Source organism: Pseudomonas sp. P5_B2 (assembly GCF_056400445.1).
This window is the reverse complement of sequence record NZ_JBFULH010000079.1, coordinates 1-14,754: the sequence shown is the minus strand read 5'-3', so window position 1 is coordinate 14,754 and position 14,754 is coordinate 1. Positions and strand designations below refer to the sequence as shown.

Annotated in this window: 12 protein-coding genes and 1 pseudogene; 5 read left to right on the top strand and 8 right to left on the bottom strand. The window is 59.7% G+C overall.

Features of this window, described 5'->3' with window-relative positions; all coding sequences use genetic code 11:
* The 7 genes and pseudogenes from AC1DRJ_RS10080 to AC1DRJ_RS10050 all read right to left on the bottom strand — a co-directional run.
* Positions 1–187, bottom strand: a 187-nt coding sequence (locus AC1DRJ_RS10080; RefSeq protein ID WP_477802005.1) for a hypothetical protein, incomplete at its 3' end; no start/stop codon positions are given.
* 46 nt (positions 188–233) lie between these two features.
* A pseudogene (locus tag AC1DRJ_RS10075) lies at positions 234–1,556 on the bottom strand (transporter substrate-binding domain-containing protein); the annotation flags it as partial.
* A 12-nt stretch (positions 1,557–1,568) separates the two neighbouring features.
* Positions 1,569–2,189: a response regulator gene (locus AC1DRJ_RS10070; protein ID WP_477802004.1), complete on the bottom strand. Its 621-nt coding sequence runs from the start codon at positions 2,187–2,189 to the stop codon at positions 1,569–1,571.
* Positions 2,190–2,341: 152 nt separating this feature from the next.
* Entirely contained in the window at positions 2,342–2,770 is a 429-nt protein-coding gene (locus tag AC1DRJ_RS10065) for a chemotaxis protein CheY (protein WP_477802003.1), read from the bottom strand.
* Between the two features lie 110 nt (positions 2,771–2,880).
* Positions 2,881–3,564, bottom strand: a complete 684-nt coding sequence (locus AC1DRJ_RS10060; RefSeq protein WP_477802002.1) for an EAL domain-containing protein — start codon at positions 3,562–3,564, stop codon at positions 2,881–2,883.
* A 337-nt stretch (positions 3,565–3,901) separates the two neighbouring features.
* Positions 3,902–5,239: a lysine N(6)-hydroxylase/L-ornithine N(5)-oxygenase family protein gene (locus tag AC1DRJ_RS10055; protein WP_477802001.1), complete on the bottom strand. Its 1,338-nt coding sequence runs from the start codon at positions 5,237–5,239 to the stop codon at positions 3,902–3,904.
* A 131-nt stretch (positions 5,240–5,370) separates the two neighbouring features.
* Positions 5,371–5,853, bottom strand: coding sequence for a sigma-70 family RNA polymerase sigma factor (locus AC1DRJ_RS10050; RefSeq protein WP_150778124.1), 483 nt, complete (start codon positions 5,851–5,853; stop codon positions 5,371–5,373).
* Between the two features lie 314 nt (positions 5,854–6,167).
* Between AC1DRJ_RS10050 and AC1DRJ_RS10045 the strand changes: the two genes are divergently transcribed.
* From AC1DRJ_RS10045 to AC1DRJ_RS10035, 3 genes are read left to right on the top strand one after another with little or no spacing between them, the layout of a single operon-like run.
* Complete coding sequence (locus AC1DRJ_RS10045; RefSeq protein WP_477802000.1) at positions 6,168–7,340, top strand: efflux RND transporter periplasmic adaptor subunit; 1,173 nt, start codon at positions 6,168–6,170, stop codon at positions 7,338–7,340.
* The gene (locus AC1DRJ_RS10040) at positions 7,341–9,314 is read left to right on the top strand and encodes a MacB family efflux pump subunit (protein WP_477801999.1); all 1,974 of its coding nucleotides are present in this window, start codon (positions 7,341–7,343) and stop codon (positions 9,312–9,314) included.
* Between the two features lie 7 nt (positions 9,315–9,321).
* On the top strand, positions 9,322–10,707 hold the full coding sequence (locus AC1DRJ_RS10035; RefSeq protein ID WP_477801998.1) for an efflux transporter outer membrane subunit: 1,386 nt from the start codon (positions 9,322–9,324) through the stop codon (positions 10,705–10,707).
* A gap of 119 nt (positions 10,708–10,826) precedes the next feature.
* Here the strand turns inward: AC1DRJ_RS10035 and pvdP are convergent, their stop codons facing one another.
* On the bottom strand, positions 10,827–12,455 hold the full coding sequence (pvdP, locus tag AC1DRJ_RS10030; protein ID WP_477801997.1) for a pyoverdine maturation tyrosinase PvdP: 1,629 nt from the start codon (positions 12,453–12,455) through the stop codon (positions 10,827–10,829).
* Between the two features lie 381 nt (positions 12,456–12,836).
* Between pvdP and pvdM the strand changes: the two genes are divergently transcribed.
* Positions 12,837–14,186 carry a pyoverdine-tailoring dipeptidase-like protein PvdM gene (pvdM, locus tag AC1DRJ_RS10025; RefSeq protein WP_477801996.1) on the top strand — a complete coding sequence of 450 codons (1,350 nt, stop codon included), beginning with the start codon at positions 12,837–12,839 and terminating at the stop codon, positions 14,184–14,186.
* A gap of 29 nt (positions 14,187–14,215) precedes the next feature.
* Positions 14,216–14,754, top strand: a 539-nt coding sequence (locus tag AC1DRJ_RS10020; protein ID WP_477801995.1) for an aminotransferase class V-fold PLP-dependent enzyme, incomplete at its 3' end; no start/stop codon positions are given.

The window sequence follows — 14,754 nt, the reverse complement described above, 5'->3', positions numbered from 1 at the left end:
TCAAACGGATGATGAGCATCTTCGGCATCGCAGGACTGCTTGAAGCGATCAGGGCGTGAATCCAGCCGTTTGATCGTCCATGAGCGGCTGTTTGTGCCGCTGACGCGGCCCAAGCAGCATCACGAATGCCTATGTAGTTGGATAWGGCAATTCGCGCTTTCGCCTGCCGATTTCGCAGGTAACGCACGCAACTCTCAGTTTTTGACGTACTCAGTGCGTTTTCACACAGCCTGGACCAATTCCAGACCTTGCGCCGGGTCGTCAACATCCACCATGTGCACATCGGGTACCCGTGCCTTGATAAATGCGCGTACCGGGTGACTGTGATAAATCGCCAGTCGTTTACCGGCCAAGTCATCCAGAGATTTCGGGCTGTCGGGCGTGTTGGCACTGACCAGCGTGTACGGATTGGTCACATAGGGGCTGGTAAAGTGCAGATCCGAGACACCTTCGGTGGCCGGAATGATGGCGGGTAAAACATCGATCTCGCCTGCTTTGAGTCGTTGAATCTGTTGGTCAAGGGACCGGCCCCTCAGCACATTGAAGTTCAAACCGCTGCGTTGACTGATCAGCGTGAGCAGTTGCGCGGTCAACCCGCTGAATTGCCCCTCGGCATTGARGAATGTCAGCGGCGCAAAGTTCTCGACCACCCCGATATTTACCTGTGGGTGACGGTCCAGCCATTGTTGTTCACTGGCGCTCAAATTGACTCGAGACTGACTCAACCTGTTGACTTTGCCGGCGCTCCAGCGCTGATCGATAGCCGCCCGTTGATCCAAAGGGATAGCCGCCMATGCCTTGTCGATGATTTCTTTCAGACGCAGGTTATCCCTGGCCAGAGCAAATCCGAACGGGTTTGCGTCGAGGCCGGATGGTCCCATCAACTGAACATCATTGAGGTAATTATTGTTGATCAGGTAGCTGGCGCTGATGAGGTCTCCCAGGTACACGTCATCTTGCCCATACGCCACGGCGCCAAGCGCATCGAGTGCCGATGGATAACGTTGCAGACTCGCCCCGGGATAAAACGTTTCGACCGTTCGTGCAGGCAGATAGTCATCGACCATGGCGATGCGTTTACCCGCCAGATCCTCGGGCATGCGCTCCTCCAGTCGGGTGACCAGCATCGGTTGATCTTCAGCATAGGAACCGGAAAGAATCAACTCGGGGTCGGCCGCTTCGAAATTATTCGAGGTCCCGAGTAAATCAAGCGCATCGTATTTCAAGGCCTCCATGGCCGCTTCCCGCGTGCCATAACGCTGAACTTCAATGGGGATGTTCAACAGTTGCGCAATCAATTGGGCGTAATCGGCAGTGATGCCTTCCAGCTCATCGTGATTGCGCGTGACTTCGAAGGGCGGGTAATCCGACCCGCTCACCCCAAGACGCAGGACACGCTTGCTGCGCAGCCATTGCCGGTCGTTCTCATCCAATTGGACGTCGTAGCCCTCCACCGTCGAACGCCCCAGCAGCTGCAAGGACTTCGGTTGATCTTGCTTGGCGGCCACCGTCGGCGGCACCAGGCATAGCATTAAGGCGCACAACAGAATACGCACGTTCAGGCAGCCTCAGATCAAGTGATTGCGTATGGCGAAATCGCGCAGGTGCACGGCCGCCTTCACGCCAAGCTTTTCGATCAATCGGGTCTTGTAGGTACTGACCGTCTTGTGGCTCAGGTGCATCAACTCGGCGATGGCCTTGTTTGTGGTCCCCCGGGCCAGGTACTGGAGGATGGTCAGTTCACGGTTGGAGAGTTTTTCGATCATTTGTTTTTCACTTTGCTGCAGCGCGTCCATTGATGCACTGGGCAGCTGCGCGAAATAGGTGTACCCGGCCATCAACGCGTGTATCGCCTTGTGCAACTGACTGAGGTCGTTGGTCTTGCCGACATAGGCCAAGGCCCCGGCGCGCATGCAACGCTCCTGGAAAAACAGCGGGTCAAGAGATGTGAATACCAGCACCACACACGACAAGTTGCTGACTTTGATTCGCTCCAGCACATCCAGCCCGTTACCGCCGGGCATCACCAGGTCAAGAATCACCAGATGAACGTTTTGCTCACGGAGTATCACCAACGCCTCACCGACGCTGGAGGCTTCATGAATCAGTTTGAAACCTTCCCGCTCAAGTACCAGTTTGACTGCGGCGCGAACTACCGGATGATCGTCCACAATCAGCACTGACTTCATGGAAACTCCCTGTGCAAATGATCGACGATGAGGCCAGACTGCGCGCCGGAAAGGACCGGAATAGACACAGCAGCGGCATGGAAACTTTTGCATGACCGGGTGGTTAAATGTACCTGTCAGAAATGACAGTTCCGACGAACGGGCGCCTCGAATCAACCCACTGTTTGCGGGTATTGCACCGACAGGCGATGACGTGTTGGCATCGACGGATCGATGCTCGACATCAGGTGCTGGATGCACACCAGGTCAGGTAGCGCCTGTGGACTCACATGAATCGTCTGTTTTACGCAGAATGGTATCGGCGCCAATTGCGCAGGCTGGTCATTGAAAATCAGGGTATGACGCACCTGGCAGTTGTCGAGGAAGAACACGTGCAGGTCCAATGATCCAGCGGCTAGGGAAGCATTGATGAGCACCAGGTCAAAGGGTTCGCAACCGTACTCGATCAGGGTCAACAGTTCTTCAAGGTTTTGAACCGGTGCCACGCGGTAGTAACCCAAATGGTTGAACAGGCGCTCGACCTTCATCCTGTGAAAGTGTTGATCATCGGCAATCAGGATTCGTAAAGCTTTGTTCGTCAAAGTGAGGTCCGCTGGGTATCAATGTGGGGCGTAAGGCTACGGAAGCCTCGGAACGGTTGATGTAGGATTTTTCCTAAAAATTCATTACCTTTTCCGAAATTATCGAGGGCTCATGGCCGGATCTGTGATTCGTCGCGCTGTCTCAGCCAGCGCAAAAACCCCTCGCCACTCATCGGCCTCGCATACCAGTAGCCCTGTCCCACGGGGCACCCAAGAGCCAACAGTTGCTGGCGTTGAGCATCGGTTTCGATGCCTTCGATCACCACCGACATGCCCAACGATTCACCCAGTTCCAAGGTGCTGCTGATCACCGCCCGACATCGCGGCTCATGTTCCAATGTGCGGACGAACTCGCCATCAAGCTTGATCTCGTTAAACGGCAACTGACACAGGCGTTGCAGCGAGGAAAACCCTGTACCAAAGTCATCGATCGACAACCGGCACCCCATCATCCACATCCCACGACAAAGCACTTCCACGCCACAGACTTGCGTGGTGCGCAGGTTGAATTTTGGACGTAGATCGCCGGACAGTGAACTGCTGATGATGAACGCTTTGACCTGCCCTGTTGCACCTACGCGCTGCAAAAAATCCAGGCCATCCATGCCCTCCATCTGCAAGTCGCACAGGGCAATATCAACCGCACCGACCGCTTGCAAAACTGCCAACGCCCTGGCTCCGTCGCTAGCCTGAAAGACCTCGCCGCAGCCCAGCGCTTGCAGCATCTTGACCGCGACTGAACGCTGGAAGGCGTGATCTTCAAGCACTAAAACACGGAGCGGCAGGAAGGGCATGGTGATTGTCTCGGCGATGGCGGGAGGGGGATCGAGTTGCCGCTAATCGAGCGCCCGCCTCGTTAGGAAACGTCGCAGGTTTTCGCGGAAATTTCCTAAAATAACGAGCGGCTTCAACAGCCAGCCAAGCGGCTGTCGATCCAGCGTGCGGATCAGGCTCGGTTGGCGTCGGTCTTACGTCGCGATTTTTGCTGAGAAGTCGAAAAAAGGACGAAGGATGGGGGAAATGCGGGGATCTTCAGGAAGGGGGCGGAACTCAAGAATTATGCTGCTCTTGAAGGCCTCATCGTCGGAACGCCGCGTTCCGACGATGGCGGCCTCGCCGGTGCCGAAATTCTCAGCTGGCAGTGGCTAACAATAAGTCCACTACCGACCGGCCATGCCCACGGTGTTTGCCATGTTCATACAACGAACCCGCTATCTCATCCGCCCGAATCGGCAGGATCGACAATAAGGTGTCGCTCAACCCATGGCTTGCCTGGCAGAAGCCCTGCATATAGATGCCGGCCTTGCAGCGTTCATCAGTGATCAGCTTGTAGTTGCGATCAACTTCAAAATCTCCCAGGTACTGTTCCATCGGCGCCAGCAATTTGCGGTGCATCTGCCGCTCATAACCGGTGGCCAGGACCACGGCGTCGTAAYGACGAACCGTGACTTCACCCGTGGCATTGTTGCGCACCGCCAGCTCGATCCCGCCCTCGGTGGCGGTGGCTTTTTCAACCGTGGTCAAGGTGCGGAACGCATGCCGAGCGATGCCCGAGACTTTCTGGCGATAGAAGATGCCGTAGATGCGTTCGATCAGGTCAATGTCCACTACCGAATAGTTGGTGTTGTGGTACTCGTTGACCAGGCGTTCGCGCTCGCTGTGGGCTTGCTGGAACACCAGGTCGGTGAACTCCGGCGAGAACACTYCGTTGACGAACGGGCTGTCATCCGCCGGTTTCAGTGCCGAACCGCGCAGGATCATGTCGACTTGCACCGACGGGAAGCTGTCGTTCAAGTCGATGAACGCTTCCGCAGCGCTCTGCCCGCCACCGATGATGGCAATGCTCATCGGCTGGTTGTTCACGCACGGTTGTTTGGCCATTTTCGCCAGATACTGCGAGTGGTGAAACACTCGGTTGTCATCCTTGAGCGACTTGAACGCTGGCGGAATGCGCGGTGTCCCGCCGGCGCTGACCACCACTGAACGAGTGGTGCGAACATGCTGCTGACCCTGGGCATCGCGCGAGATCACCCGCAACGCTTCGACTTGCTGGCTGTGCAGCACCGGCTCGATGGTCAGCACTTCTTCGCCGTAACGGCTCTGCGTTTCAAATTGCGCGGCGACCCAGCGCAGGTAGTCGTTGTATTCCATGCGGCACGGATAGAAGGTGCCGAGGTTGATGAAGTCCACCAAACGACCGTGATGCTTGAGGTAATTGACGAAGGAATACGGGCTGGTCGGATTGCGCAGCGTCACCAGGTCCTTGAGGAAGGAGATCTGCAATTCGCTCTGGGTCACCAGGGTGTTGCCGTGCCAGCGATAGTCCGCCTGCTTGTCGAGAAACAGAACATCCAGCTCGCCTTGGCTCGGCCCACGCTCTTGCAGAGCAATGGCCAGCGCCAGGTTCGAAGGGCCGAAACCGACGCCAATCAGGTCGTGAACGATGGGCGATGCAATTGCCTGTGTCATTTCCAGTGTCCTCTGGATGAACCCCTCAACCGCGGGGAATAAGCCTAAGTGACCAGACCAGTCTTGGCAGGTCAGCAGGTCGTCTGTTGAGTAGGAACGAGGACAGTGAAATAAAATTTAATGAGCAGTGATCAATGGGCGTCCCACTGACGCATCCGCACCCGGCAATGCTTCATTGCATTGACGATGTGCTTCTCCACCAGTGCCCGGGAAATGCCCAGGTGTTCGGCAATTTCCGGATGCGACAGCCCCTCGATCTTGCGCAGCAGAAAACTGTCGCGACACAGGGGTGACAATTCCGCCAGGGCACGCTGGAGCATTTGCAGGCGCTGGCCGTGATCGAGGCAATTGTGCGGAGATGGCGTGAAGTAGCGTTCTTCGGTGTCGAGCACTTCCAGCGATTCGACCTGACGCAGGGCATTGCGCCGATGGTCGTCGATCACCAGGTTGAGTGCGGTGCGATACAGAAACGCCCGGGGTTGCTCGATGGGGGTGTCGCTGGAACGCTCCAGTACCCGCACGTAGGCATCATGCACCACATCTTCGGCCACCTGGCGGTTGCCTAGCTTGGCGTTCAGGAAACACACCAGCTCGCGATAGTAGTTTTCCAACATGACTCCCGGCCGCACGGATACGGTTTCTGTCCTTGAGCCCCCTCGTCGACCGCCGAAATAGGCAGTGGCACGATAGTGGCAGTTCGAGACGCGTAATTTATAGTAATTCTCATGTAGATTTAAAGTATTGGTTTGCCTTACTCGATAAATAGCTACAGGTGTAACCCTATGTGTCGGGACCTAAATTCCTCGTCCCCCTCCTCGTTTACAGGACAGCTCCCCGTCTCTGTCACCTTCCCCGACAGCGTTCGGCCGTCGCCATTGTCTGCGCGCTGGTTGAACGACGGGCCGATATCCATTGGCCGGAACCCTGCATGAAACGTCCCCGACACACCCGACGCGCCCTGCTTGTAGCACTTAGCCTGATCCCCGTTATCGCCGTCGCCACCTGGCAGATCATCCCGCCTGGTCGCGACACATTCGCCACCGTGCCCGTCAGCCGTGGCGACATCGAAAGCAGCGTCACCGCGTTGGGCACGCTGCAACCTCGGCGTTATGTCGATGTCGGCGCTCAGGCGTCCGGGCAGATCCACAAGATTCATGTGGAGGTCGGCGACGTGGTCCAGGAAGGTCAGTTGCTGGTGGAAATCGACCCGTCCACGCAACAGGCCAAACTCGACGCCGGGCGCTTCTCCATCGAAAACCTCAAGGCGCAGCTCCAGGAGCAACGGGCGCTGCACGAACTCGCCCGGCAGAAATACCAGCGCCAACAGAACCTCAAGGCCGGCGGCGCCACCCGCGAAGAAGATGTGCAAACTGCTCAGGCCGAACTGCGCGCCACCCAGGCCCGCATCGACATGTTCCAGGCGCAGATCCGTCAGGCCGAAGCCAGCCTGCGCAGCGATCAGGCCGAACTGGGCTACACCCGCATTTACGCACCGATGTCCGGCACCGTGGTCGCCCTCGATGCCCGCGAAGGCCAGACGCTCAATGCCCAGCAGCAAACTCCGCTGATTCTGCGCATCGCCAAGCTGTCGCCGATGACGGTCTGGGCCGAGGTTTCCGAAGCCGACATCGGYCACGTCAAACCCGGCATGAACGCCTGGTTCACCACCCTCAGCGGTGGCAATCGTCGCTGGAGCAGCACCGTACGGCAGATTCTGCCCGTACCGCCCAAGCCACTGGACCAGACCAGTCAGGGCGGCGGCAGCCCGGCCAGTTCGAGCAAAAGCGGCAGCGCGCGCGTGGTGCTGTACACCGTGTTGCTCGACGTCGAGAACGCCGACAACGCGCTCATGGCAGAAATGACGACACAGGTGTTTTTCGTGTCCGACCAGGCCAAAAATGTACTCACCGCGCCCATTGCCGCGCTGCAAAGCGGCGTGGAACCGGGCAACCAGACCGCGCACGTCGTGGCCAAGAACGGCAGCATCGAGCAGCGCGAAGTTCGCACCGGTATCAGTGATCGCCTGCGGGTGCAGATCCTCGATGGCTTGCAGGAAGGCGATCACTTGCTGATCGGCCCGGCCGAAGGGAGTGGCGGCTGAATGCAGACGCCCCTGATCGACCTGCAAGACATCCGCAAAGCCTACGGCGGCGGCGACTCTCCCGAAGTGCATGTGCTGCGCGGCATCGACTTGTCCATCCATGCCGGGGAGTTCGTGGCGATTGTCGGCGCATCCGGGTCCGGCAAGTCGACGCTGATGAACATCCTCGGCTGCCTCGACCGCCCCACTTCGGGCGAATACCGTTTCGCCGGGGAAAACGTCGCTGGTCTCGACAGTGACGAACTGGCCTGGCTGCGCCGCGAAGCCTTTGGTTTTGTGTTTCAGGGCTATCACCTGATTCCGTCCGGCTCGGCCCAGGAAAACGTCGAGATGCCGGCCATCTACGCAGGTACTCCAGCAGCCGAACGCCACGCCCGCGCCGCCGCCCTCCTCGACCGCCTCGGCCTGGCCTCTCGCACCGGTAATCGTCCACATCAACTCTCTGGCGGCCAGCAGCAACGCGTCTCCATCGCCCGCGCCTTGATGAACGGCGGGCATATCATCCTCGCCGACGAACCCACCGGCGCCCTCGACAGCCACAGCGGCGCCGAGGTCATGACCTTGCTCGATGAGCTGGCGAGCCAGGGCCACGTGGTGATCCTGATCACCCACGATCGTGAAGTGGCGGCCCGGGCCAAACGCATCATCGAAATTCGCGATGGCCTGATCATCAGCGACAGCGCTCGCGACAACCCGCAGGTGCAGGCCTCAGCCAATCCCGGCGCGTTGCAAGCCGTGGACTTGCGCAAACGCCTGAGCGAAGGCGCCGAAGCCACCGGGGCGTGGAAAGGCGAACTGGTCGATGCGGTGCAAGCGGCGTGGCGAGTGATGTGGATCAACCGCTTCCGCACTGCGCTGACGCTGCTGGGGATCATCATCGGCGTGGCGTCGGTGGTGGTCATGCTCGCAGTGGGTGAAGGCAGCAAACGGCAAGTCATGGCGCAGATGGGCGCCTTCGGCTCAAACATCATTTACCTCAGCGGCTCGGCACCCAACCCGCGTACAGCGCTGGGCATCGTCACCCTCGATGACGTGGCGGCGGTGGCCAGCCTGCCGCAGGTGATGCGGATCATGCCGGTCAATGGCCAGGAAGCCGGGGTGCGCTTCGGTAACCTCGACCACTTGAGTTACGTCGGTGGCAACGACACCAATTTTCCGGCGATCTTCAATTGGCCGGTGGTCGAAGGCAGCTACTTCACCGAGGCCGATGAACAAAACGCCGCGGCGGTCGCGGTGATTGGGCACAAGGTGCGGACCAAATTGCTCAAGGACGTGGCCAACCCCATCGGCCAATACATTCTGATCGAAAACGTGCCGTTCCAGGTGGTCGGCGTGCTCGCGGAAAAAGGCGCCAGCTCCGGCGACTCGGACAGCGACGACCGCATCGCCATCCCTTATTCCGCCGCCAGCGTCCGGTTGTTCGGCACCCATAACCCCGAATACATCGCCATCGCCGCCGCCGATGCGCGCAAGGTCAAAGAGACCGAAAAAGCCATCGAGCAACTGATGCTGCGCCTTCACAACGGCAAGAAGGATTTCGAATTGACCAACAACGCCGCAATGATCCAGGCCGAAGCGCGCACGCAAAACACCCTGTCACTGATGCTCGGTTCGATTGCCGCGATTTCGCTGCTGGTCGGCGGGATTGGCGTGATGAACATCATGCTGATGACGGTGCGCGAACGCACCCGCGAGATCGGTATCCGCATGGCAACCGGTGCCCGGCAACGCGACATCCTGCGGCAGTTTCTGACCGAAGCAGTGATGCTCTCGCTGGTCGGCGGGCTGGCCGGGATCGCCCTCGCGCTGATGGTCGGCGGCGTGCTGATTCTCAGCGAAGTTGCTGTCGCGTTCTCCTTGATAGCGGTGCTCGGCGCCTTCGGCTGCGCCCTGGTCACCGGTGTTGTCTTCGGCTTCATGCCGGCCCGCAAAGCTGCCCGACTCGACCCGGTCACGGCCCTTACCAGTGAATAATCTTTCCATGAAGCCGCCACTCAGTCTGTTGACGCTCTGCCTGTTGCTCGGTGCTTGCGGCACTCCCGCCCAGCGCCCGGACAGCGGCCTCCAACCGCCCGCCGCGTGGCAATCACCGCACGATGAAGGCACGACCCGTAGCAACCAGCAATGGTGGAGGCAGTTCGGCAGCCCGCAGCTGGATCAACTGATCGAACAGGCACGTGTCGGCAGTTTCGATCTCGCCGCCGCCATCGCCCGGGTGCGTCAGGCGCAGGCGGAAACCGTGGTGGCCGGCGGTTCGCAGCTGCCGACAGTCACAGCGGGGTTGAATGCCAACCGGCAAAAACTGCTGCGCGGCAATGGCTATAGCCAACTCGATGCCGACAGCGACAACAGCGCCGTGGATTACTTCAACGCCAACCTCAGCGCCAGCTACGAAATCGATTTCTGGGGCGGCCAGCGCGCGTTCCGCGACAGCGCACAGTTTGCCTTGCAGGCCAGCCAATACGATCAGGCTACAGTGGAATTGACCCTGCTCAGCAGCGTTGCCAGCGGATACGCACAAACCTTGTCGCTGCGCGAACAGAGCCGCATTGCCGAGTTGAACCTGACGAATGCGCAGAACGTGTTGAAGCTGGTGCAGACCCGATTCGACTCAGGCTCGGCAACCGCGCTGGAACTGGCCCAGCAAAAAAGCCTGGTCGCGGCGCAACAACGGCAACTGCCGCTGGTGCAGCAACAGGCTCAGGATGCTTCGATCAGCCTGGCGGCCCTGCTCGGCCTGCCGGTGCAGCAATTGCCGGTGAGCCTGGAACATTTCGATCAACTGTCATGGCCGACCATTGACGCTGGCGTGCCCAGTGAACTGATCCAACGTCGCCCGGACATTGCCCGTGCCGAAGCGCAACTGGAGGCGGCACAGGCGAATGTCACCGTGGCCCGCGCCGCGATGCTGCCGACCGTGACCTTGAGCGCTGAAATCGGCTCGGGCGCCGACCGCGCCGCCGATATGTTGCGCAACCCGTTTTACAACCTGACCGCAGGTCTGGTCGCACCGATTTTCAATAATGGTCGCCTCGGCGCCGAGCGCGACAAGGCCACGGCCCGTCAGGAAGAGCTGCTGGAATCGTATCGCAGCGCGATCATCAACGGATTCGCCGACGTCGAAAAAGCGTTGAACAGCATTCGCGGGCTGGATGAACAGCGGCAATGGCAAGGTGAAGAGCTGAAGCAGGCGCAGACCGCGTTCGATATCGCTCAGAGCCGCTACCAGGCTGGGGCCGAGGATTTGCTGACGGTGCTGGAGACGCAACGCACGCTATATGCGGCGCAGGATCTGAATGTGCAGCTGCGGTTGTCGCGGTTGCAGGCCAGTATCGCGTTGTACAAGGCATTGGGTGGGGGGTGGTAGGTTTTGTGATGATCGTTCCCACGCTCCGCGTGGGAATGCCTCAACGGACGCTCTGCGTTCGGCTCTTGGAGGGACGCAGAGCGTCCCGGGCTGTATTCCCACGCGGAGCGTGGGAACAATCATGTAGTAAGAGGCTTAGCCTTCAAATGGCGCGCATACCACGGTCGCTGCGGCACCTTGCGAAACAAATCCGCCAGCTTCTTCTCGTCCTCGCCAAACGTTATCCGCAACGCCAGCTTCATGGTTTCCGGGTCCATCTCTACTGACTTTCCCGCCTGCAACCCCGGGGTGGTGCTGCAACCATGAGTGCTCGGCCCCAACCACGGATCAGCGACTTCCACCCAACGCCCCGGCGAAAACCACGGCACGCCGTTAACCTCCAGTCGACTCACCTCCCCCGGATGAAAACGGTCATGCGCGCGAAACCAGTCGTCCAGCCGATCATCGATCCAGCCGTGGAAATGCCAGAACACCGGGTTCACGTGGGATGAAAACGGATCGCCAAGGAAGTCGTTTTCCGGCGCAAACCAGCGTGTGGAGAAGTCCGCCGGATCCCGGGCGAACGGCACCGGCTGGCCATTGGATGGATCCCGTGGTACCGAGGCCCAGCGCATGTGCAGCCAGTCGTGCAGGCCCAATTCAACCTCTGAGCCGAACTGTCCCAGAGTCAACTTCGCCAGATAACGCGGGTCGCGGTAGCGAGACTCCCAGACCTGGAAATTACTGTGGTAGGTCTCGGCGGTCTTTATATCGCTGACCCATTTCGAGTATTCGGCATCGTCGTCGGCCAACCACGTCGGCGGCAGTGCGGTGCCGTCGTGGTTGTCAAAGTAGTGGGCAAAGCCGACACGATCACGGGCCAATTCGGGTTGAGGCAAAGGGAAGTGTGGCCATGACGGCAAGTCCTGCATCGACCGCGCCGTGCCAAGCATGTGCCGGTGCATGAAAAAAAAGTCCACGCCCGAGCCGTTGCGATCCTTGTGTGCACCACGGGCATCGCGCTCCATATCGCGTGGGCCGGGCTGCCAGCCGAGGCCGCGCAGGGCATTGCGCTTGTCTTCGGCCAAGGTGTGCCATTTGTCCCGAGTGGCATGCCAGAGCTGGTGAAACAGTCGATGCTCGGGTGAAGTCAGCCAGGCCAGCAGCGGCGCGTCAAGCCCGGCACGCTCGCGGGCTTCGGGGAATACCCGTTTGACAGCGATAAAGCGATTGTCCTGCGCAGTCATCATCAGCGGACGATCGAGGTTCAACACCCGACCGCTGAGCGTGCCGCTGCCGGCATTGCCGAAACCGGCCCAGACTTCGTCCAGCGCCATGCTGAATTCGTAATCGGCGGTGCCTTCCGCCGAGTTGGCATCGACCAGCCGCCAGCTCAATTGCGCCGCCTTTGCCTCGGCCAGATCGCCAAGCACTCGATAGCGCGGTGTTTCGCTGGAACGCAAACGCTCGGCGGTGTCGAGAAAGCCGATCAGTCCGCGCCCTTTGTGGCCGACGTCCAGAAACAGCTCCAGACCGTCGCGCGGCAAACCTTCAATACCGGCGTCTAGCCCCTCAAAACGAATCTGCCAGACGCCGCGCAGCGTGTCCGCCAGCCGTTGGCCGGCGACATCCGCCACATCAAATGAAGCTTCGCCGGGAGTAATCGTCGGGTCCGGCTTCGTCCATTCACGATGCCCATAAAAAGCCGCAGGCACGGCGGCACCGGTCAGCGCCAGGCCTGCCATGAACCCTCGTCGAGAAATCGTCATTGCCCTACCTGTGTCAGCCTTGAAGCAGGCTTTATCCAAGCTAGAACGTTCACCCCCTCCGAAAATTTAAGAGTATTGCGGCCCCAACGATCGTTCCCACGCTCCGCGTGGGAATGCCTCAACGGACGCTCCGCGTTCGGCTCTAGAAGGGACGCGGAGCGTCCCGGGGTGCATTGCCGCGCAGAGCGTGGGAACGATCAAAGCATCGCCAGCAGGCTGGCTCCCACAAGGATTGTGTGAACACCGCAGATCACCTGTGGGAGCGAGCCTGCTCGCGATGAGGCCGTCAGCCCCACTAAATTTCTATCTCAATGACTCGTTTCTCCCAGATAGCAAAGCCCCCACGCCCACTCGGGGGCAACGAACCTGACTGAGATGAACATGACAAAACCACGTTCAAAAAAGGCGCTTTACCTCGGCGTGCCCCTCGCGCTGGCGATCAGCGCCGGTGCTGGCTACGCGGTCTGGGATCACTGGTTCAATGACAACCCCGGTTACCCGGTCAAGGTGATGCAACAGGCCGATGAACTGCAAACTCGCATCCTCTCGTTCGACAGTCACGTCACCGTGCCGCTGGACTTCGGGACCGCCGGCAATGAAGCCGACAAGGATGGTAGCGGCCAGTTCGACCTGGTCAAGACCGGTCGCGGACGCCTGTCCGGCGCGGCCCTGACCATCTTCGGCTGGCCAGAAATCTGGAACGGCGCCAACGCCCCGCATCGCCCTACCGAAGGTTTCATCGACGAAGCCCGGTTCGAGCAAGAAACCCGCTACAAAATCATCAGCGCCATGGTCCGCGACTTCCCCAATCAAGTCGCCATCGCCTACACCCCGGACGATTTCCGCCGGTTGCACGGCGAAGGCAAGTTCGCGGTATTCATCAGCATGCTCAACGCCTATCCCTTGGGCAACGACCTGAACGCACTGGACACATGGGCCGCACGGGGTATGCGCATGTTCGGCTTCAGCTACGTGGGCAACAACGCGTGGGCTGACTCATCGCGTCCACTGCCGTTCTTCAATGATTCGCGCGATGCCCTCGGCGGCCTGTCGGACATCGGTAAACTAGCGGTGCATCGTCTGAATGACCTCGGCGTGATCATCGATGTCTCGCAGATGTCGACCAAGGCGCTGGAGCAAGTCGCCCAGCTGAGCCGCACGCCGATGGTCGCTTCACACTCGGCGCCACGTGCGCTGGTGGACATCCCGCGCAACCTCAGTGACCCGGAAATGCAGCTGATCAAGAACAGCGGCGGCGTGGTGCAGATTGTCGGCTTCCCGACCTACATCCGCCCCTTGAGCCAAACCACCCAAGACAAACTCAACGCCCTGCGCGCCCGCTTCGACCTGCAACCGTTGCAAGGCCTGGAAATGGCGTTGATGCCCGGCGACCCGGTGATCACCGTCTGGTCCGAGCAACGTTTCGGCGAGTACGCCAGCCAGCTCTACGCGATTGTCGACGAAGAACCGAAAGCCACGCTCAAGGACTACGGCGACGCGATTGATTACGCGGTGAAGAAAATCGGCATCGACCACGTCGGCATCAGCTCCGATTTCAACGACGGCGGCGGCGTCGAGGGCTGGAAGGATGTCAGCGAAGCCCGCAACGTCACGGCCGAGCTGCTCAGTCGCGGCTACAGCGAGGCCGATATCGCGAAGCTGTGGGGCGGCAATTTCCTGCGGGTCTGGGATCAGGTGCAGAAATCTTCCCGGCCGGTGGCGAAAAACTGATTTCCTCTTTGCACAAGCGAACCTTGCTGATGACCAACCGTCGTTCATTCCTCAAGCAGGCCGGTATTCTCGCCGCCGGCCTGCCCCTGAGCAGCGCTGTGATGCTGCCTGCACGGGCTGCCACTGCGCAGCCTTTGCCGAAGGACAAATGGGCGCAACTGCGCCAACTGTTCGATCAGGATCCGGACTATTTGCACTTCGCCAATTTTCTGGTGACCTCGCACCCAAAACCGGTACGCGAGGCCATTGAACGGCACCGCGCCAACCTCGACCGCAACCCTGGCCGGGCTATGGACTGGGATCTCGGTGAAACAGAAAAACGTGAGCAGGAAGTGCGTGTCTGGGCCGGACGATATCTCAACGCCAAGCCTGAACAAATCGCCCTCACCGGCAGCACCACCGAAGGCTTGTCGCTGATCTACGGCGGCATTCATGTGCGCCCGGATCAGGAAATCCTTACAACCGGACACGAACACTACGCCACCAACTATGCGCTGGATTACCGTCAGCAAAAGGACGGGGTCAAGGTGCGCAAACTCAAGCTGTTCGAGAACAGCCGGGATATTTC